Source organism: Xanthomonas floridensis, from assembly GCF_001642575.1.
GTDB classification, from domain to species: Bacteria; Pseudomonadota; Gammaproteobacteria; order Xanthomonadales; family Xanthomonadaceae; genus Xanthomonas; species Xanthomonas floridensis.
Map to the genome: position 1 here is coordinate 12,617 of NZ_LXNG01000032.1, position 18,334 is coordinate 30,950.

The following is an 18,334-nucleotide window of genomic DNA, read 5'->3' on the forward strand; positions in this document are numbered from 1 at the left end:
GATGCCTGCAGGCGATACCAGGCAAGCCCGCCAGATCTGCCAGAAGCATCAGCGCCCTACACCTAAGCGTTGCACTCGCTGCACATCTAGCTCCACTGATCGTCCAGCCTCAAGCCATGCCTGCCCGTGGCATGCTGGGCGCCACGGCGCGTGGGTGCGTGCCGGCCGATCAAGGATCATGTAATGCGCGCGATGGCGTTTTCCGTCCGGCTGTGTGTGCTGGCGCTGCTTGCCTGCAGTGCGGCACAGGCCAATGACAGCAGTTTTGGCGACGACAATGGCACCATCCGCCTGCTGCATCAGCCCGACATCAGCATGGACCGTGAAGCGCTGTCGCTCAGCGAGCAACGCGTGCAGGTGGACTATGTGTTCACCAATCACAGCGAGCGCGACCTGAGCGTGCCGGTAGCCTTTCCGATGCCGCCGATGTATTTCGGCATGGCAGACCACGGCGCGCTCACCGACTTCAAACTGTGGGTGGACGGCAAACCGGTTGCCACCACGCGCAAGCTGGTAGTGCTGCTAGACGACGGCAGCGATATTTCCAAGGCCTTCGCTGCCACTGGCTGGACCGTGGATGATGTGGCCGCCTTCACCGAATCGGGCAACGTGCCCAACGGGCGCAAGCCGCTGCCCACGCGTTGGTTGGACGGCGATGCACAACCGCGTTTCACCCTCAATGAGTACGTTGTCTGGCAGCAGAAATTTCCCGCTAAAGGAAGCGTGCAGATCCGCCACGCCTACACACCGAGCGTGTCCACCGGCGTCCCGCAGCCCAGCACGTATTTGCTGGAGACTTATGCAAAAGATACCTGTATCGAGCCGGCCACCAGGGCCAGCATGCAGCGTCGCGAAGGCCAGTACGGTCTGGGCTGGGCCAACCTGCGTTACGTGCTCACCACCGGCAAGAACTGGAACGGTCCGATCAAGGACTTCCAGCTGACCATCCACAAGCAGGCCGCCAGCGACATCCTGAGCCTGTGCTTCGATGGCGAGCTGAAGAAGATCGACCCGCTGACCTTCCAGTTCAAGCAGGCCGATTTCGTGCCGATGCGCGATCTGAACATCTTGTTCGTGCGCGCGCCGGACTAAGCGCGGCTCGCAGACCCTAGCGAGCAGTCGTCAGGTGGTGTGGACGGCGCGCTCAGCACCGAAGGGGACGAGTGGTACCTGCCGCGTCGGGGCAACGGCCGCGTCCGCGTGACCGTTGCGCAATAGTTTGCCGCTCCAAGTGCGACAAGCACCAACGTAGGAACGCACCCGGGCGCGACATGCTTTTTACCAGGCATGTCTGTCGCGCGCGGGCAAGTTCTCGCGACGGCTTTTCATCATGCGGCCTTGTGTCCATTCGAGCCCCCCACCAACGAGCACGACGAACACACCGCAGATCCCACGTAGCGGCGCACCAAGGCGCGACGAGGCGATACTGGTCATGCCTATCGCAGCGATACGCGCATCGCTGCGTCGATCTTCTTCTATGCGGCACTATTCGGCTGAGGGCAGCGAATGGAGAATGCCCGTCGCGCGCAGGCACGCGCCTACAATCGCGCTTCCGCCGGCACGCCTACGAGCACATCGCGTTGCGCGACATAGCGAGTTGGTTAATTGCCTACCAATGACGCCGGCAGAGGCCGCGGTATCAGCGGCGGAACACGCACGGGCGCGACGACGCTTCCCGTAGATGCCAGCTCACGCAGACCGATGCCTGCGTGCGTCAGTCCTCTTCCGGCGGTGGCAGCACGATGCCGTCGGCGTCGATGGCGAGCTTGCCGGCCATCAGCACCGCCTGGGTGCGGTTGGTGACGCCGAGCTTGCGCAGGATCGCGGTGACATGCGCCTTGATGGTGGCTTCCGACACGCCCAGGTCGTAGGCAATCTGCTTGTTGAGCCGTCCCGCACCCAGCATCTGCAGCACGCGGAACTGCTGCGGCGTGAGATCGCGCAGGCGCTGGCCCACTTCGCGTTCTTCACTGTCGGTGGGGGGGAGTTTCTGCGCTTCGGCCGGGATCCAGCGCTCGCCATCGAGCACGGTGGCCAGGGCACGGCCGATGGTGTCCGAATCGGCGGACTTGGGAATGAAGCCGAACGCGCCGTGGTCGATCGCACGGCGCATCACCGTGGGTTCCTCGCGCGCGGACACCACCACCACCGGCAGCTGGGGATGCAGCGAGCGCATATGCACCAGCGCGCTGAAGCCCTGCGCGCCAGGCATGTTGAGATCCATCAGCAACAGGTCCGCATCCGGTTGCGCATCGGCCAGCGTGTAGAGCGCGTCCACGTTGTCGGCTTCGAACAACTGCACCCCCGGCATCACGCGTTGCACCGCCCCGCGCAAGGCTTCACGGAACAGGGGATGGTCGTCGGCGATCAGCAGGGTGGTCATTTTGGAGCCGGGAATCGGGAGTGGGGAATCGGGAATCGGGAATCGGGAATCGCAAGAGCAGACGCAAAAGCCATGAGCTACATCAACAGCTAGGAGCAATAGCCAACAGCAACAGCAACAGCAACAGCAACAGCAACAGCAACAGCAACAGCAACAGCAACAGCAACAGCAACAGCAATGAGAGATGGATGCATTGGGTGCGGATGGTGGATCGGGAAGGTCGCGAAACACTGGTTGACAGAGGTGGGCTGGAGACTGTCCTTACAATCCCCATGCCGCCTCTGCACTCCGGTCGCAGGGAACCGCTTCAACGATTCCCCACTCCCGATTCCCGATTCCCTCCGGTCGCAGGGAACCGCTTCAACGATTCCCCACTCCCGATTCCCGATTCCCTCCGGTCGCAGGGAACCGCTTCAACGACTCCCCACTCCCGATTCCCGATTCCCTCCGGTCGCAGGGAACCGCTTCAACGATTCCCTACTCCCGATTCCCCATTCCCAACGCGCGTCAGCGCGTTAGCCGCTCGTTGACCAGCGAATCCACCACCGAGGGATCGGCCAGGGTGGAGGTGTCGCCCAGTTGGTCCGGTGCGTTTTCGGCGATCTTGCGCAGGATGCGGCGCATGATCTTGCCCGAGCGGGTCTTCGGCAGGCCGGGAGCCCACTGCAGGTGGTCGGGCGAGGCGATCGGGCCGATCTCCTTGCGCACCCAGCCCACTAGTTCCTTGTGCAGGTCTTCGCTCGGAGTCTCGCCGGCGATCAGGGTGACATAGGCATAGATGCCCTGGCCCTTGACGTCGTGCGGGAAGCCGACCACGGCCGCTTCGGCAACCTTCGGATGCGAGACCAGCGCGCTTTCCACTTCGGCGGTGCCGATGCGGTGGCCGGACACGTTGATCACATCGTCCACGCGGCCGGTGATCCAGTAATAGCCATCGGCATCGCGGCGGCAACCGTCGCCGGTGAAATAGCTGCCCGGATAGGTGCGGAAGTAAGTGTCGATGAAGCGCTGATGGTCGCCGTAGACGCTGCGCATCTGGCCCGGCCAGGAATCCAGCAGCACCAGGTTGCCCTCGGTGGCGCCCTCCAGGATCTTGCCTTCGGCATCCACCAGCGCCGGTTGCACGCCAAAGAACGGCAGCGTGGCCGAGCCCGGCTTGAGGTCGACCGCGCCGGCCAGCGGCGAAATCAGGATGCCGCCGGTTTCGGTCTGCCACCAGGTGTCCACGATCGGGCAACGGCTGTCGCCGACCACCTCGTAATACCAGCGCCAGGCTTCCGGATTGATCGGCTCGCCGACGCTGCCGAGCAGCCGCAAACTCTTGCGCGAGGTCTTCTTGACCGGCGCCTCGCCATCGCGCATCAGTGCGCGGATCGCGGTAGGCGCGGTGTAGAACAGGGTGACCTGGTGCTTGTCGATCACTTCCCAGAAACGCGACACGCTGGGGTAATTCGGCACGCCTTCGAACATCAGGGCAGTGGCGCCATTGGCCAGCGGGCCGTAGACGATGTAGCTGTGGCCGGTGACCCAGCCCACGTCGGCGGTGCACCAGTAGATGTCGTCCTCGCGCAGGTCGAACACCACTTCGTGCGTGTAGCTGGCAAACAGCAGATAGCCGGCAGTGGTGTGCAGCACGCCCTTGGGTTTGCCGGTGGAGCCGGAGGTATAGAGGATGAAGAGCGGGTCTTCCGCGTTCATGCGCTCGGGCTCGCACTCGGCCGGCTGGCCGTCGACCACGTCGTGGAACCAGCGATCGCGCGGGGCCTGCATCTCCACCGCACCGCCGGTATGGCGCACCACCAGCACGGTTTCCACCGTGGTGGTGCCGGGGATCTTCAGTGCCGCGTCCACGTTGGCCTTGAGCGGAATCTTCTTGCCGCCGCGCAGACCTTCGTCGGCGGTGATGATCAGCTTGCTCTGGCAGTCGATCACGCGGTCGGCGATCGAGTTGGCGGCAAACCCGCCGAACACCACCGAATGCACCGCACCGATGCGCGCGCAGGCCAGCATCGCCACCGCGGCATCGACGATCATCGGCAGGTAGATGGTGACCCGGTCGCCCTTCTTGACGCCCAGGTTGCGCAGCGCATTGCCGAGCTTGCACACGCGCTCATAGAGCTCGCGATAGGTCACCGGGTAGGAGGCGGCATCCGGGCTGTCGGGTTCGAACAGCAGCGCGGTCTTGTCGCCGCGGGTGGCCAGCTGGCGGTCCAGGCAGTTGACGCTGGCGTTGAGCTCGCCATCGCCGAACCAGCGGATGTGGAAGTCGTCCAGCGCGTAGCTGACGTCCTTGACCTGGGTGGGCTGCTTGAACCACTCCAGCCGCTGCGCGGCCTTGCCCCAGAACTGCTCGGGGTGCTCGATCGATTCGCGGTACAGCGCTGCATATTGCTCGCGGGTCACGCGCGCATCGGCGGCGAATGCAGGATCGACGGGATAAACATCAGCCATGGCAGCCTCACTTGCGAAGAACGTGTCGGGAGAGGGCGCGGCAGCTGCCCTCGGTAGGCAATCAGTGTGCCGTATCCATTCTGTCCCGGCGGTCAACGCGGCCTTAGACCATGGTCGTAACCTGGTCAGTGCGGTAGCGCACATCCATTACGGGGTCTGGTGCGACCATCGGTCATCTGGCGGAATGCTGCGTTGCAGCTACGACCAAAGGCGAATAGGCTGCAAACCGCGGACTGCCTCACGCTCCGCACAGCATCGCCATCAAGCGCGAGGCCTTCATTGGGGAGAGGGTTCCATGAAACACCGTACTGCACCGCTGGTGCGCCATCCGTTGGCGGCCGCCTTGTTCGTGGCCAGCATCCTGCCGGGCGTTGCGTTCGCGCAGACGCCCAAGGAAAAGGCGCTGGAAGCACGTATTGCCGAGCTCGAGCGTCAGGTTCAATTGCTGGTGACTGCGCAGCAGCAACAGCAGGGCCAGATCGCCCAGACGCAGACGCAGGTCACCGAGGTGCGCACCTTGCAGGCGCAGACGCCGGCAGCCGCGCCCGCACCTGTGGTCCCGGCCGGTAAGCGGCCGATCCAGGTCACCAGCATCACACCGAACGCAGCGGCGGGGACAACGTTCCGTTACGGTGGTTTCATCAAGGCCGACTTCATGACCACCCGCACCAGCGATGGCGCACTGCCTGAGGGCGCGGTGGGTCGCTATCTCTATATCCCGACGCAGACGCCTGTCGGGGGGCAGGCGTCGAGCACCGACACCGACTTCCATGCCAAGTTCTCGCGCTTCAATCTGGGCGTGGACACGGTCACCGAAAACGGCGACAAGCTCACCGGTTTCATCGAACTGGATTTCTTCGGCAACGCGCTGGCCAACCAGGTCAACAATCTGTACGGCGGCACCTTGCGGCATGCCTACATGAGCTGGAACAACTGGCTGGCCGGCCAGACCTGGTCCAACTTCGTCGACGCCACCATCCTGCCGGAAGCGGCCGATATCGTCGGGCCGACCGACGGTGCCCTGTTCAGCCGTCAGACCCAGATCCGCTATACCCGCGGGGCCTTCAGCGTATCGGCGGAAAACACCGAAACCCTGACCACGCCCTACCAGGGCGGCAACACCATCCTGGCCTCGGACCATGGCGCGATGCCGGACCTGACCGCGCGCTACAACTGGAAGGGCACCTGGGGCACCTTCGGCCTGTCGGCGATCGCGCGCCAATACCGCACCCGCAGTGCGCTGACCAACGACACCGACTTCGGCGGCGCCATCGCCGGCGGCGGGCGCTGGATCATCAATTCCAACAACGATCTGCGCTACCAGCTGGCCTACGGTGAAGGCCTCGGCCGCTATCTGGGCCTGGGCAACGGCTCGGATGTGGAGATCGACATGGATGGCAACATCCAGACCGTCAGCACCGTGGCGGGCTGGGTGGCGTGGCGGCACGACTACAACGCCAAGTTGCGCAGCACCATCATGTATTCGCGGGTGAACTACGACCACGACATCGCCAATACCGGTGGGCTGGCCAGCAAGTCCCAGCAGAGCATCCGCGCCAACGTCTTTTATTCGCCGCTGCCCAAGGTGGATGTGGGTGCAGAGCTGATGTACGGCCGCCGCGAGGCCGAAAACGGCGATTCCGGTGACATCTCGCGCCTGCAGTTCACCACCAAGTACAGCTTCTAAGGTTCATCCCGCCGGCCGCCCGCCACGCATGTGGGCGGGCCGTGCCGCCCGCACTCCAGGAGACAGACCATGACCGTCTCGAATGACGCACTGATCGCCAAGATCGATGCCAATCCGAAGTACCACGCGCTCAAACGCCAGCGCAACGCGCTGGGCTGGACCCTCACCGCGTTGATGTTGCTGGCCTACTACGGCTACATCGGGCTGATCGCCTTCGACAAGGCATTCCTGGCCAAGCCAATCGGCGACGGCGTGACCTCGATCGGCATCCCGATCGCGATCGGGGTGATGGTGTTTACCATCGTCATCACCGCCATCTACGTGCGCCGCGCCAACAGCACCTACGACCAGCTGACCGCGCAGATCCTGGAGGACGCCCGCAAATGAGCAAGACTTCGCGCCTTCTCCTGATTCTGGCCGGCCTGCTGCCGGCGGGCCTCGCGCTGGCGGCCGGCGGCGATATGGGCCAGGTCGACAAGCAACCCACCAACTGGGTGGCGATCGCCATGTTCGGCTTCTTCGTGCTGGGCACCTTGTGGATCACCAAGTGGGCGGCGGCCAAGACCAAGTCGGCCGCTGACTTCTACACCGCCGGTGGCGGCATCACCGGTTTCCAGAACGGCCTGGCGATCGCCGGCGACTTCATGTCGGCGGCCTCGTTCCTGGGCATTACCGCAGCGGTGATGGCCAACGGCTACGACGGCCTGATCTATGCGATCGGCTTTCTGGTCGGTTGGCCGATCCTGACCTTCCTGATGGCCGAGCGGCTGCGCAACCTCGGCAAATACACCTTCGCCGACGTGGCCGGTTACCGCTTCGCGCCGACGGCGATCCGCAGCTTTGCGGCGTCCGGCACGCTGGTGGTGGTGCTGTTCTACCTGATCGCACAGATGGTCGGTGCCGGTGCGTTGATCAAGTTGCTGTTCGGCCTGGACTACTGGGTGGCGGTGACCCTGGTCGGCGTGCTGATGATGGTCTACGTGCTGTTCGGTGGCATGACGGCCACGACCTGGGTGCAGATCATCAAGGCGGTGCTGCTTCTGACCGGCGTGACCTTCATGGCCGTGGCGATCATGTGGCACTTCAACTTCAGCTTCGAGGCGCTGTTTGCCGAGGGCGTGCGGGTGAAGACGGCCATCGCGGAAAACGGCGGGGCATCGCCGCAAGACGCGGCAAAGGCCGGCCTGTCGATCATGGGGCCGGGCGGCTTCGTCAAGGACCCGATCTCGGCGATCTCCTTCGGCATGGCGCTGATGTTCGGCACCGCCGGCCTGCCGCACATCCTGATGCGCTTCTTCACCGTTCCCGATGCCAAGCAGGCGCGCAAGTCGGTGCTGTGGGCCACCACCTGGATCGGCTATTTCTACATCCTGATCTTCATCATCGGCTTCGGTGCGATTGCGCTGGTACTCACCAATCCGCAGTTCGCCGATGTCACCACCGGCACCATCCACGGCGGCAAGGGTGCGGCCAACATGGCGGCGGTGCTGGTCGGCAACGCGGTGGGCGGCAACGTGTTCATGGGCTTCATCTCGGCGGTGGCCTTCGCCACCATCCTGGCGGTGGTCGCGGGCCTGACCCTGTCCGGCGCCTCGGCGGTGTCGCATGACCTGTACGCCACGGTGATCAAGAAGGGCAATCCGGCGCCGGGCTCGGAGCTGAAGGTCTCGCGCGCCACCACCCTGGTGCTGGGCGTGATCGCGGTGCTGCTGGGCATCGTGTTCGAGAAGCAGAACGTGGCCTTCATGGTGTCGCTGGCCTTCGCCATCGCCGCCTCGGCCAACTTCCCGGTGTTGATCCTGTCGCTGTTGTGGAAGAACTGCACCACCCGCGGCGCCGTGGTGGGTGGCTTCCTCGGCCTGATCTCCTCGCTGGTGCTGACGATCCTGTCGCCATCGGTGTGGGTGGATACGTTGGGCAACGCCGCTGGCTCGGCGCCGTTCCCGTACACCTCGCCGGCGCTGTTCTCGATGACGATTGGTTTTGTGGGCATCTGGCTGTTCTCGATCCTGGACCGAAGCCCGCAGGCGGCCAACGAACGCGCAGCGTTCAAGGCCCAGCAGATCCGTGCCGAAACCGGCCTGGGTGCCAGTGGTGCCTCGGGTCACTGAGTGCTAGTGGTCACGTAGTCGCAAAACGCCGGCCGAGTGCCGGCGTTTTGCGTTTTAGTCGAGGGTGAGGTCGGGCAGCGTCGCTGTTGCCACGTCGCTACGGTCATTCGCCTGTGCCAAGGCCGGGGTCTGCCGGTCGACCGTGCGCGCCAGCGCCGATGCCGAACGGAATGCAACGTCGTGCCGACCAGGGTGCCTCGACAGCAAAGGTCGAGGCGCAGTGCCGCGCGCTGCGTCGCTCGTACTGCCTGCCTGCACGGTGACGACCGATGGTGTCGCCTGCTTCGTTCTTCGCGCAACGCCTGCGCGGTCGTGACAGACCGACACACCGGCGAAGAAATTAAGTCATCAGGAGTGACTAAAGTGGCCCGCAAGCCGAACGCTGATCACGCACGGCTTGGCCTCTCCCCCGGTATCGACCGGCCGGCGAGTGCGCTGCAAGCGAGTTCGCCGACACGACGCGCAGCTGGCATGGCGCGTGTCCGACAAGCTGCGCATGACCCTGCAGGGCCGCAATCTCAGCAACGCGCGGCTGACCCGTGTCATCGGCGCCGACCAGCAACTGCTGCGCGAGCAACTGGATAACGGCCGCGCGTACTACCTGGGAGTGGACTATGCGTTCTGATCGCCGTTTCGCGTCGGCACTGCTTGCCTGCCTGATGGCCGTCTCCATCGGCAACGCATCTGCCGACCAGGCCGCCACGCCCGCAGCAACGCCGCCGTTCGTGGCGATGGAGACCGTCGTCAGCGGCGATTGCTGGGGCCAATGGCCCGACGATGTGCTGGCGGCGGTCAGCCGCTGCAAGCCGGCCGAGCACAATCGCCTCGCCCTGCAGGTCATCGACGATGCCGATGGCTCCGCACGGGTCGGCATCGATGCGCAGCCCTGCAACGGCGCGCGCTGCGCGGATCTGGCGCAGCTGCTGCGGTCGGCACCGGCGCAAGCCCTGCTGTTGCGCACGCCGCCGGCCCGCATCGATGCGGTGTTGGCGGCGCTGGATCACGCGCGGGCGCGTGCCCGCGCGAGCATCGAGCCGCTGGTGCAGGCGGTGCCTGCGCCCGCCGCACCGATCACGCTGGCGCCGGGCGTGCGCTACTGGCGCCAGCGCGTGGATGGGCCGCAGCCGGTGATGCTGCACATCGCACGGATCGACCTGACCACGCCGGGCCTGCAACTGGTCGGCACGCGCGGCGACCGCAGCGGCGGTGGCGAATTTCTCGCCAACCCGACCACCGCCTTCGTACGCGATGGCGGGCTGGCGCTGGCGATCAATGCCGACTATTTCCTGCCGTTCGATGGCGGGCATCTGTTCGACAAGGCCTTCGTGCCGGCAGCCGGGCAGGGTGTGACCGCCGAAGGCCTGGCGATCGACGACGGCCATCTCGATTCGGCGGCCGCCACCGGCGATGCGCGCGTGGATGGCGCTTTTTGCGTGAGTAAGCGCAACGCGGTGCACATCGTGCGCGGCAGTTGCCCAGTCGGCGTGGGCGCAGGCCCGCTGCTGTTGCTCGATGGCAAACACCAACCGCGCGAAGCCAGCCGTGCCGACTACTACGACGGCCCGGAACCGCGCAGTGCGCTGGGCCTGGACCGCGCCGGCAAGACCCTGTGGATGGTGGTCGCCGACGGCCGCCAGCCCGGCTACAGCGCCGGCATGACGCTGGACGCGCTGACCGCGGTGCTGCAGCAACTCGGCGCCCACGCGGCCATCAACCTGGACGGTGGTGGTTCCAGCACCCTGGCCGCGCGCGTCGACGGGCGCGTGCGCACGCTCAACCGCCCCATCCACACCGGCATTCCGGGGCGCGAACGCCCGGTGGCCAACCAGTTGGGGGTGCGCATCGCACCTCTCCACTGAGAGCCATTGACACATCTACGACGCGCTCACCGCAGGGCGCGGGTTTTCCGGACACCGGCATGCCCCACGCGCACGCCGGTGTCCGCGTCGTCCACTCTCCTGTGGCCGCCGATCGCCACGTTGAGGTGTGCCCCTCTTAAGCGTTCTGCCGCTACACGGCCGCCTCGCCGCACCGGTCTGCCGCTGCGGCTATACCTGTGGAATCGACGACTCGCCGGCTTGCCAGGCCGCCGCGCTGCGCTATGCTATGTGCGTTAGTATCGCTTGCACTAATGTGGTGGTCGCCGCAACGGTCGGTGGCAGCGCATGCCCAGCGGCGATAACTCTCACCCCGCCGCTCGGCGGACACGGCGCAACGGAGGCGCGTCATGCCATCGCATTTGTTCGTATGGTTCTGCTGCCTGGTACTGCTGGCCATCACTGGCTGCTCGCCTGCCGCGCAATCGCGCTATTCGCTCGAACGCAACTTCACCGATCCCAAGGCATTGGCGCTGGCGCTGGCGGCCGAGCAGGGCGATGTCCAAGAAGTAAGACGACTGATCAAGGTGGAGGGCGTGAACCCGGACACCATCTTCTCCAAGGATGGATATCCGCTGTTGTTCTGGCCGATCTTCACCCACAGCCCGGCTGGATTGAAGGCGATGCTGGAGAACGGGGCCGATCCCAACGCCGGGCAGTTGCATCCTTTGCAAGAGACTACGCGGTTCAAGGGACGTTACCGGAACCGCGCAATGGTGTGGGCGGCCGAGCAGGATGATCCCGTCTATCTCAAGCTGCTGCTCGATCATGGCGGGGATCCGAACACATATAATTCAAACGGCGAGACATTACTTTTTCATGCACTGATCAAACAGGACAAGTGGCCAAACATCCAGTTGTTAGTAGAGCGCGGCGCCGATGTGAATGCATTGGCGGGCATGGGAGGAACCCTTGTGGAGAATTACGCGGGCACCGGTGGATTCGAGCGGGTTTTCTGGTTGTTGGAGCATGGGGCGGACCCGCGTATCGAGTACTACGTAGATGTCGCTACGAGGAAGCTGGATTCGCGCACGATCACATCGATCTACTGGCACCCTGGAAATCCCAAGGATCCAAGCTGGCAGCGCCGATGCCAGCAATGGTTGCTCGCACATGGATATGCGCGACCTGCGATGCCGGACCACTACAAACGCATGCGTAAGGCGTTCCACTTTCCATCGGAAGAAAAAGATATCCCGCTGCTTTGATCTCCATGCACAAGGGTTGATCGCATGCAAACGCCAGACCAACACGCACCACAACGCCAACACGATGCAGCGCACGCGAAGTGCGGGCCAGGTCGCGCGCTGCTAGGGGCCAACTGGCTTACCCTCCAGCACATGTGCAATCTGCCGCAACGGAGGCGCGCATGAAGCCATCGCATTTGCTTATCCGGTTCTGCTGCATGGTACTGCTGGCCATCACTGGCTGCTCGCCTGCCGCGCAATCGCGCTATTCGCCCGAACGCAACTTCACCGATCCCAAGGCATTGGCGCTGGCGCTGGCGGCCGAGCAGGGCGATGCCGAGGAAGTAAGACGACTGATAAAGGTCGAAGGCGTGAACCCGGACACCATCTTCTCCAAGGACGGCCATCCGCTGTTGTTCTGGCCGATCTTCACCCACAGCCCGCCCGGGTTGAAGGCGATGCTGGAGAATGGGGCCGATCCGAATGTGGCCAAGCCCTATCCGCCGGAGCCTGGACGAAATCAGACCAATGTCAGCAATGCAATGGTCTGGGCAGCCGAGCAGGACGACCCGATCTATCTCAAGTTGCTGCTGGATCATGGCGGTGATCCGAATACGCGCAATGCAAACAACGAGAGCTTGTTGTTTCATGCGCTCATCAAGCAAGACAAGTGGCCGAATATCCAGTTGTTGGTCGAGCGTGGTGCCGATGTCAATGCGCTAGCAGGAATGGGTGGGACTCTTATAGAGAACTACGTTGGTACGGGCGGGTTCGAGCCCGCGTTTTGGTTATTGGAGCACGGTGCGGATCCGCGTATCGAGTATTCCGGAGGTGCCGCGACTAGGAAACTGGACTCACGCACGATCACTTCGATCTATTGGCATCCGGGAAATCCAAAGGATCCCCGCTGGCAGCGACAGTGCCAGCAATGGCTGTTCGCGCGTGGGTACGCGCGGCCTGCGATGCCGGACCATTACAAACGCATGCGCAAGGCGTTCCACTTCCCAACGGAAGAAAAAGATATCCCGTTGCTTTGACCTCCGTGCACAAGGATTGATTGCATGCAAACGCCAGACTTGCACAGACAACGCGAGCAACTGTTGGAGGACTTGCATGCCAGTGGCACTGCGGAGGCTGCATCGCGCGCCGCTGAGCTTCAACAGCTTTATCATGCGCACGAGATGGCTTCGCTGGCAGACGATGTCTACGACTCAGCCAAGGGAATCGGTCATGCCCCTGTTGGATGGATGCGTGGAGGCGAAGATTTCGATCAACTTCGGAGGAGTGTTCCGCAGTTATCCGCTACGAAAGATGCAGAACTAGCTGAACGGCTGCGGCCGCGCGAATCCGGCTTCCGCGCCGAAATCTACATTCCGGATCCGGCAATCCTCGGGCCTGGCTACAAGCCCACCGTGGTCTACAAAGGCTCAGCGGGCGAAGTGGCAACCGCCAATGAGCTGCGGGACACCAGCGCTGAAGATTTTCTAGCCAACAACTTCCCACAATCGGTCGGAATGCAAACGGATTATTACGACCGCGCGATGCGTTTGGCATCGCAGTTGAAACTGGAGAACGTCGATTTCGAAATCGCCGGCCATTCCCTGGGTGGCGGCATGGGTTCGGCAGCCTCGGCGGTGAGCGGCGTGCCGGCAACCACCTTCAATGCCGCCGGTTTGCATCCGGCAACCGCCCAGCGCTTTGCCAGGAGCACACCGGGTGTGCAGCTCTACGACACCGCCGACACCGTCGTGGCCTATCAAGTCCAGGGCGAAATGCTCAACAACGGCATCCAGGACAATATCCACCGGCTGGATGCGGCGCGGCGCCAGCAGCTGGCCGCGGTGATGGGCGACACCGCCACCCTGGTGCGCACCCTGCCGGAGGGGCAGGCCTTGCTCGACAGCGCGCTGACCCGCGATGTGCCGGTGAATGCGCAGCCGGCGGTGCATGCGTTCGTGGACCGGCTGGCGCAGGGCGATACCGTCCGGCTGCTGCAGCAGCTGCCGCTGGCCGCAGGCCGCATCGAGCCGGTGTTGCCGGCCAAGATGCAGGGCCAGGATGGCGCGCTGGTAGACCGCGCGCAGGCGCTGACCTTGCAGGAAAGCCTCTACCTGGCCGGCCCGGCGCTGGGGGTGTTGCGGGCCGGCGCTGCCGGCGCACGGATCGGGCGCGGCCTGGGCGAGCACAGCGCCGCGCTGGGACGGGCGGGCGATGCGGCGCTGGATGCGGCCGGCGACGGCGCGGCGCGCAGCATGCAGATGAGCGGCGCGGCCATCCGCCACGGCGGCAGCGCTGCGGGCACGGCACTGGACGCCGGTGGCGACACGCTCGGCCGTGGGCTGGCCGCAGGCCGTGCGGTTGCCGGTGAGCTGGATGCCAGCGCGCAACGCTGGGCGTTGCAGGCCCAGGCGCAAGCGCAGGACACCGCCGCCGACGCACTGCGCGGTGTCGCACGCTGGTTGCCCGATACCGCACAGGCCACCTTGCTGGAGCAGGCCCAGGCGTTGGAGCGACAGGCCCAGGCAGACCGCCAGCAGGCCGAGCAGCACGCCGCGCGGTTGCGCCAAGACAGCGCCCACCAGGCCGAGGCCTTGCTGCGCAGCACCGCAGGCGCCGCAACCGCAGCTGCAGATCAGGTGCGCAGCGTGTCGGCGCTGCCGCAGCAATTGCTGGACACGGTGGGCACGCGCCTGCAGCGCAGCCTGGATGCCGGCGGCGATGCGCTGGCCGGGCTCACCGCACACGCGCCCAGCGCCGGTGCGCTGGAAGGTGCGCTGCTGGCCGGCAGTGTCTCCGCGCAGCTGAAATTTACGCCGGGCACGCCCTACAACCTGGGCAATATCGCGCAGACGGCCAGCTTGTCGGTGCACGGCCAACGCTCGCTGCACGAGGCGCTGGAACGTCACCTGATGACCGAGACGGTAGTGCCGAGCCTGCAGGCGCGAATCGAGGCGGAAGAACAGCAGGCCCGTCAGGTCCTGGGCCAGGGCCGCACGGCTGCGCAGCAAGATCAGTACGCTCCGACGGCGCTGCGCACCGGCGATGCGGATATCGACGCGATGCTGCAGGCGCTGCGCAATCACGACGAAGCGGCGGTGTTCAAGGCGGCCGAGCGCATCCGGTATTCGCCCGAAGGACAGGCGCTGCTGCAGGAGGGGCAGGCCTTGATGCAGCAACGCGAACAGGAGGCGGTGACCAACCAGTTGGCCTGGACCCCAGCCGACATGCAGCCGCCCGATGTGCAGATGGCACATGGGCCGGTACGCGTGATGAGCCTGATGCACCACGGGCCGGCGATGGCCGCCGCCGACGCGGGGGGCGGTGGTGGCGACGGAGGAGGAGGTGGTGGCGGCTGAGCGCCTGCGTGGGTGGCGCGGCCGCATGCGCCGCGGGGAATGCACGTTGAAGGAGACAACGGATGCACGAAGAAGAACTCAAGCAGCTGGCCAGGGCACTGGGCACGCTGGCCGCCACCATCGAGGCGCGCGACGAGCGTCAGCATGCCGCGCTGGAGCGGGACATGGCCGCGCTACGCACACTGGTCGCGCGCAACGGGGATGAAATCAACCGCCTGGTCGGCGGCGCGGTACCGCAGCTGCAGCAGGCCTGGCAACAGGCGCTCGACAGCAGTCTGGCGCCCGCCTCGCGTCGGCTGGACGCGGTGATCTCGCGCTCCGGCACGGCCTTGCAGGCGGTCGAAACCGCGCACGAAGCGCTGCGCAGCCGTTGGCTCACCCGCGCCTGGATCACCTGCGCCGGGCTGATCGTCGCGACGGTGCTGGCCTGTGCCTCGAGTGTGTACCTGCTGACCGAAGCGCGCCGCGACCTAACCCGATACCTGGTCGACGGCAAGGTGCTGCAGGCCGTCGCCAACAGCGATGTCGTCCTGTGTGGAGACCGCCTATGTGCCAACGTCGATGCGCGCGGCCCCCGCAGCGGCGCGCGCGACCAATACCGGGTGGTCAGACCGCGGCCATGACCGCAGGCCGCGCGCAGCATGGCCGCACAGGCGCGTCGGACTGAGCGGCGAGGCCACGGTACCATTGGTGGTTTGGACCACGGCCCCCGCCATGAAGATCGCCTCCTGGAACGTCAACTCGCTCAACGTGCGGCTGCCGCACCTGCAACAGTGGCTTGCCGACTTCGCGCCGGACGTGGTGGGTATCCAGGAGACCAAGCTGGAGGACCACAAGTTTCCGGATGCCGCGTTGGCCGCGCTCGGCTACCGCAGCGTGTTCTGCGGGCAGAAGACCTACAACGGTGTGGCGATCCTGTCGCGCTCGCCGGCGCTGGAGGTGCAGATGGGCATCCCCGGCTTCGATGACGTGCAGCAACGCGTCATCGCTGCCACCGTGGATGGCGTGCGCATCATCAATCTGTATGTGGTCAACGGCCAGGACGTGGGCACCGAGAAATACGCCTACAAGCTGCGCTGGCTCCAGGCCGCGCGGGAGTGGATCGCGCAGGAGCTGCAGCGGCATCCGCAGCTGGTGGTGCTGGGCGACTTCAACATCGCCCCGGATGCGCGCGACGTGCACGACCCGGCGGTGTGGAACGAACACCACATCCTCACCTCGGCCGCCGAGCGCGCTGCCCTGGACCAGCTGCTGGCGCTGGGCTTGCACGATGCATTCCGGCTGCACCACGAAGATGCCGGGCAGTTCAGTTGGTGGGATTACCGCCAGGCCGGCTTCCGCCGCAACCTGGGGTTGCGCATCGACCTGACCTTGGTGTCGGAGGCGCTGCGCGCACGCGCAGCGGAATCGGGCATCGACCGCGAACCGCGTACCTGGGAACGCCCCAGCGACCACGCACCGGCGTGGGTGCGGCTGGCGGAGGCTGGCGCATGAGCGAACGGCATCTGCGGCGCAGCACCCACAAGATCGGCGAGGTCACGCTGGGGCCGGTGCATCGGCTGAGCTGCCACTGCGGTGCGGTGCAGATCGACCTGGACCTGCCGTACGGCCTGCTGGATCCACGCCGCTGCGATTGCTCGATGTGCCGCCGGCGCGGCGCGGTGGTCGCCTCGGTCACGCTCGATGGTCTGCACGTGTTGCAGGGTGAGGAGGTGTTGCGCCTGTATCAGTTCAACACGCAGACCGCCGCGCATTATTTCTGCGGCGTCTGCGGGATCTATACCCATCATCGGCGCCGCTCCAATCCCACCGAATTTGGCTACAACGTCGGCTGCCTGGAAGGGGTCAACCCGTACGCGTTGACCATTGCAGTGCCGGTGGAAGATGGCGTCAACCATCCGGCCGATCGTGCAGCGGCGCACGATTGAAGGACCAGGCTGAAACGACAACGCCCGGGCAGGCCCGGGCGTTGCGCACAGCACGTGTGGTGCGATTGCCTCAGCGCACCCGGCCGCGGGTGAACAGGTTGACGATGGCCAGCAGGATCACCGCACCCACCAGCGACCAGACGAAGGTCATCAGCGTGATGGCCTGGTTGATGCCGCCGCCAAACAGCCAGCCGGCAATCATCGCACCGACGATGCCGACCACGACATTGAGAATGATGCCCTGCTGCGCATCGCGCCGCATGATGAGGCTGGCCAGCCAACCCACGATGCCGCCGATGATCAACCAGATGATGATGCCCATGGTGCCGCTCTCCTCGTTCAGTCGCACCGGACGCGGTGCGTGGGCGCAATTGGACGCAGCCGGCCGTGAAGCAGCCGTCGAACACGCTGCATCCAATGGCCGTGCGTTCGGTTTGGTGTGCGCCAGGTGACGATGCAACCAACCTGGCGCCATGGCCCGGTGCAGCTATGGCTGCGGCCGCACCAACCCGGAGAGCGGGGCGAGCCGCAGGCGCGGCAGCTGCTCGGTCATGCGCTGGGGCTGGATCCAGCGCAGGTGCCCGTGCTGCGCGATGCGCGCGGGCGCCCGACCTTGCAGCCGGCCCTGCCCGGGTGGGATACCGGGTGGAGCCACAGCGGCGAGCATCTGTTGGTGGGATTGGGCCAGGGCGTGCGGCTGGGCGTGGACCTGGAACGGATCCGTGTACGTCCGCGTCTGCTGGAGATCGCGCAGCGCTTCTTCCACCCCGACGAACTCGCATTGCTGGGCAGGCAAGCGCCCGATGCGCAGCAGGCACTGTTCTTTCGCCTGTGGTGCGCCAAGGAGGCCCTGCTCAAGGCGCACGGGCATGGGCTGTCGTTCGGGCTGCATCGGCTGGCGTTTGCATTGGCAGCCGATGGCGCACTGCGGTTGCAATGGTGCGACCCGGCGCTGGGCCAGGCGGCGCACTGGCAGTTACACGAATGGTGGGCTGCACCGGACTGCCGCGCCGCGCTGGCGTTCTACCCTCACCCCGCCGCGTGAGGCGCCGCGCCATACGGCAGGATCGGCTGCCGGAACTGCGCCACGCCGTCGAGATCGCGCAAGGTCACCGTCAGCACGCCGCTGGCGCCGTCGATCTCCACCTCGCCGAAGAACTGATAGCCGGCTAGCTGTGTAAACCCACCACGTTGTTCATTGGAATTGGAATTCGGGAGATGGGGGGTTTGTAGCCGAGGCTGGCGTGTGGCCGATGCCAGTTGTAGTGATGCAGCCAGCCCTGGAAGGCGTTGGCGCGTTGCGTGGAGTCGGTATAGGAGCGCGCATAGGCCCATTCTCGCAGGCTGGTCTGCA

General features: G+C 65.3%; 17 protein-coding genes and 1 other RNA gene. 13 read left to right on the forward strand and 5 right to left on the reverse strand.

Annotated features, from left to right (window positions below; genetic code table 11):
- Window positions 1-183 precede the first annotated feature (183 nt).
- Window positions 184-1,092 carry a DUF4424 domain-containing protein gene (locus A7D17_RS16465; RefSeq protein WP_064510078.1) on the forward strand — a complete coding sequence of 303 codons (909 nt, stop codon included), beginning with the start codon at window positions 184-186 and terminating at the stop codon, window positions 1,090-1,092.
- Between the two features lie 4 nt (window positions 1,093-1,096).
- Here the strand turns inward: A7D17_RS16465 and A7D17_RS16470 are convergent.
- The 3 genes from A7D17_RS16470 to acs all read right to left on the reverse strand — a co-directional run bounded on the left by A7D17_RS16470 (window position 1,097) and on the right by acs (window position 4,834).
- Window positions 1,097-1,172, reverse strand: a non-coding RNA gene (locus tag A7D17_RS16470) — sX9 sRNA.
- Window positions 1,173-1,714: 542 nt separating this feature from the next.
- Entirely contained in the window at window positions 1,715-2,383 is a 669-nt protein-coding gene (locus A7D17_RS16475) for a response regulator transcription factor (protein ID WP_064510079.1), read from the reverse strand.
- 507 nt (window positions 2,384-2,890) lie between these two features.
- Entirely contained in the window at window positions 2,891-4,834 is a 1,944-nt protein-coding gene (gene acs / locus A7D17_RS16480) for an acetate--CoA ligase (protein WP_064510080.1), read from the reverse strand.
- A gap of 295 nt (window positions 4,835-5,129) precedes the next feature.
- Between acs and A7D17_RS16485 the strand changes: the two genes are divergently transcribed.
- The 11 genes from A7D17_RS16485 to A7D17_RS16535 all read left to right on the forward strand — a co-directional run bounded on the left by A7D17_RS16485 (window position 5,130) and on the right by A7D17_RS16535 (window position 16,980).
- Window positions 5,130-6,521, forward strand: coding sequence for a DcaP family trimeric outer membrane transporter (locus A7D17_RS16485; RefSeq protein ID WP_064510081.1), 1,392 nt, complete (start codon window positions 5,130-5,132; stop codon window positions 6,519-6,521).
- A 69-nt stretch (window positions 6,522-6,590) separates the two neighbouring features.
- Window positions 6,591-6,908 carry a DUF485 domain-containing protein gene (locus A7D17_RS16490; protein WP_064510082.1) on the forward strand — a complete coding sequence of 106 codons (318 nt, stop codon included), beginning with the start codon at window positions 6,591-6,593 and terminating at the stop codon, window positions 6,906-6,908.
- The gene (locus A7D17_RS16495; RefSeq protein ID WP_064510083.1) at window positions 6,905-8,632 is read left to right on the forward strand and encodes a cation acetate symporter; all 1,728 of its coding nucleotides are present in this window, start codon (window positions 6,905-6,907) and stop codon (window positions 8,630-8,632) included. Before A7D17_RS16490 ends, A7D17_RS16495 begins: the two co-directional genes overlap by 4 nt.
- A 478-nt stretch (window positions 8,633-9,110) precedes the next feature.
- The gene (locus tag A7D17_RS24535; RefSeq protein ID WP_162578024.1) at window positions 9,111-9,257 is read left to right on the forward strand and encodes a hypothetical protein; all 147 of its coding nucleotides are present in this window, start codon (window positions 9,111-9,113) and stop codon (window positions 9,255-9,257) included.
- A complete protein-coding gene (locus A7D17_RS16505) occupies window positions 9,247-10,491 on the forward strand; it encodes a phosphodiester glycosidase family protein (protein WP_064510085.1) in 1,245 nt (414 codons plus the stop codon). Before A7D17_RS24535 ends, A7D17_RS16505 begins: the two co-directional genes overlap by 11 nt.
- Window positions 10,492-10,859: 368 nt before the next feature.
- Window positions 10,860-11,717 carry an ankyrin repeat domain-containing protein gene (locus tag A7D17_RS16510; protein ID WP_064510086.1) on the forward strand — a complete coding sequence of 286 codons (858 nt, stop codon included), beginning with the start codon at window positions 10,860-10,862 and terminating at the stop codon, window positions 11,715-11,717.
- A 161-nt stretch (window positions 11,718-11,878) separates the two neighbouring features.
- Entirely contained in the window at window positions 11,879-12,733 is an 855-nt protein-coding gene (locus tag A7D17_RS16515) for an ankyrin repeat domain-containing protein (RefSeq protein ID WP_193395357.1), read from the forward strand.
- 144 nt (window positions 12,734-12,877) lie between these two features.
- Window positions 12,878-15,052 carry a Tle-like phospholipase domain-containing protein gene (locus tag A7D17_RS16520; protein ID WP_064510094.1) on the forward strand — a complete coding sequence of 725 codons (2,175 nt, stop codon included), beginning with the start codon at window positions 12,878-12,880 and terminating at the stop codon, window positions 15,050-15,052.
- Between the two features lie 62 nt (window positions 15,053-15,114).
- Entirely contained in the window at window positions 15,115-15,675 is a 561-nt protein-coding gene (locus A7D17_RS16525) for a hypothetical protein (protein ID WP_064510088.1), read from the forward strand.
- A 91-nt stretch (window positions 15,676-15,766) separates the two neighbouring features.
- Window positions 15,767-16,546, forward strand: coding sequence for an exodeoxyribonuclease III (gene xth, locus A7D17_RS16530; protein ID WP_064510089.1), 780 nt, complete (start codon window positions 15,767-15,769; stop codon window positions 16,544-16,546).
- Window positions 16,543-16,980, forward strand: a complete 438-nt coding sequence (locus tag A7D17_RS16535) for a GFA family protein (RefSeq protein WP_064510090.1) — start codon at window positions 16,543-16,545, stop codon at window positions 16,978-16,980. The genes xth and A7D17_RS16535 overlap by 4 nt, the downstream gene beginning before the upstream one ends.
- 70 nt (window positions 16,981-17,050) lie before the next feature.
- Here A7D17_RS16535 and A7D17_RS16540 read toward each other — a convergent pair whose 3' ends face one another.
- Window positions 17,051-17,302 (reverse strand): GlsB/YeaQ/YmgE family stress response membrane protein, encoded by a 252-nt coding sequence (locus A7D17_RS16540; protein WP_064510091.1) that lies wholly within the window; start codon window positions 17,300-17,302, stop codon window positions 17,051-17,053.
- A 132-nt stretch (window positions 17,303-17,434) separates the two neighbouring features.
- On the opposite strand from A7D17_RS16540, the gene A7D17_RS16550 reads away from it, so the two are divergent.
- Window positions 17,435-18,025 carry a 4'-phosphopantetheinyl transferase family protein gene (locus A7D17_RS16550; protein ID WP_082862090.1) on the forward strand — a complete coding sequence of 197 codons (591 nt, stop codon included), beginning with the start codon at window positions 17,435-17,437 and terminating at the stop codon, window positions 18,023-18,025.
- A gap of 124 nt (window positions 18,026-18,149) precedes the next feature.
- On the opposite strand, the gene A7D17_RS23155 is transcribed toward A7D17_RS16550, so the two are convergent.
- Window positions 18,150-18,334 (reverse strand): integrase core domain-containing protein (locus tag A7D17_RS23155; RefSeq protein ID WP_153041982.1); only part of this gene is annotated, 185 nt, incomplete at its 5' end.

Bases quoted from the DNA above. Each gene is read 5' to 3' on its own strand.
- A7D17_RS16465 (WP_064510078.1), top strand. From the start codon at position 184: ATGCGCGCGATGGCGTTTTCCGTCCGGCTGTGTGTGCTGGCGCTGCTT.
- A7D17_RS16475 (WP_064510079.1), bottom strand. From the start codon at position 2,383: ATGACCACCCTGCTGATCGCCGACGACCATCCCCTGTTCCGTGAAGCC.
- acs (WP_064510080.1), bottom strand. From the start codon at position 4,834: ATGGCTGATGTTTATCCCGTCGATCCTGCATTCGCCGCCGATGCGCGC.
- A7D17_RS16485 (WP_064510081.1), top strand. From the start codon at position 5,130: ATGAAACACCGTACTGCACCGCTGGTGCGCCATCCGTTGGCGGCCGCC.
- A7D17_RS16490 (WP_064510082.1), top strand. From the start codon at position 6,591: ATGACCGTCTCGAATGACGCACTGATCGCCAAGATCGATGCCAATCCG.
- A7D17_RS16495 (WP_064510083.1), top strand. From the start codon at position 6,905: ATGAGCAAGACTTCGCGCCTTCTCCTGATTCTGGCCGGCCTGCTGCCG.
- A7D17_RS16505 (WP_064510085.1), top strand. From the start codon at position 9,247: ATGCGTTCTGATCGCCGTTTCGCGTCGGCACTGCTTGCCTGCCTGATG.
- A7D17_RS16510 (WP_064510086.1), top strand. From the start codon at position 10,860: ATGCCATCGCATTTGTTCGTATGGTTCTGCTGCCTGGTACTGCTGGCC.
- A7D17_RS16515 (WP_193395357.1), top strand. From the start codon at position 11,879: ATGAAGCCATCGCATTTGCTTATCCGGTTCTGCTGCATGGTACTGCTG.
- A7D17_RS16520 (WP_064510094.1), top strand. From the start codon at position 12,878: ATGGCTTCGCTGGCAGACGATGTCTACGACTCAGCCAAGGGAATCGGT.
- A7D17_RS16525 (WP_064510088.1), top strand. From the start codon at position 15,115: ATGCACGAAGAAGAACTCAAGCAGCTGGCCAGGGCACTGGGCACGCTG.
- xth (WP_064510089.1), top strand. From the start codon at position 15,767: ATGAAGATCGCCTCCTGGAACGTCAACTCGCTCAACGTGCGGCTGCCG.
- A7D17_RS16535 (WP_064510090.1), top strand. From the start codon at position 16,543: ATGAGCGAACGGCATCTGCGGCGCAGCACCCACAAGATCGGCGAGGTC.
- A7D17_RS16540 (WP_064510091.1), bottom strand. From the start codon at position 17,302: ATGGGCATCATCATCTGGTTGATCATCGGCGGCATCGTGGGTTGGCTG.
- A7D17_RS16550 (WP_082862090.1), top strand. From the start codon at position 17,435: ATGCAACCAACCTGGCGCCATGGCCCGGTGCAGCTATGGCTGCGGCCG.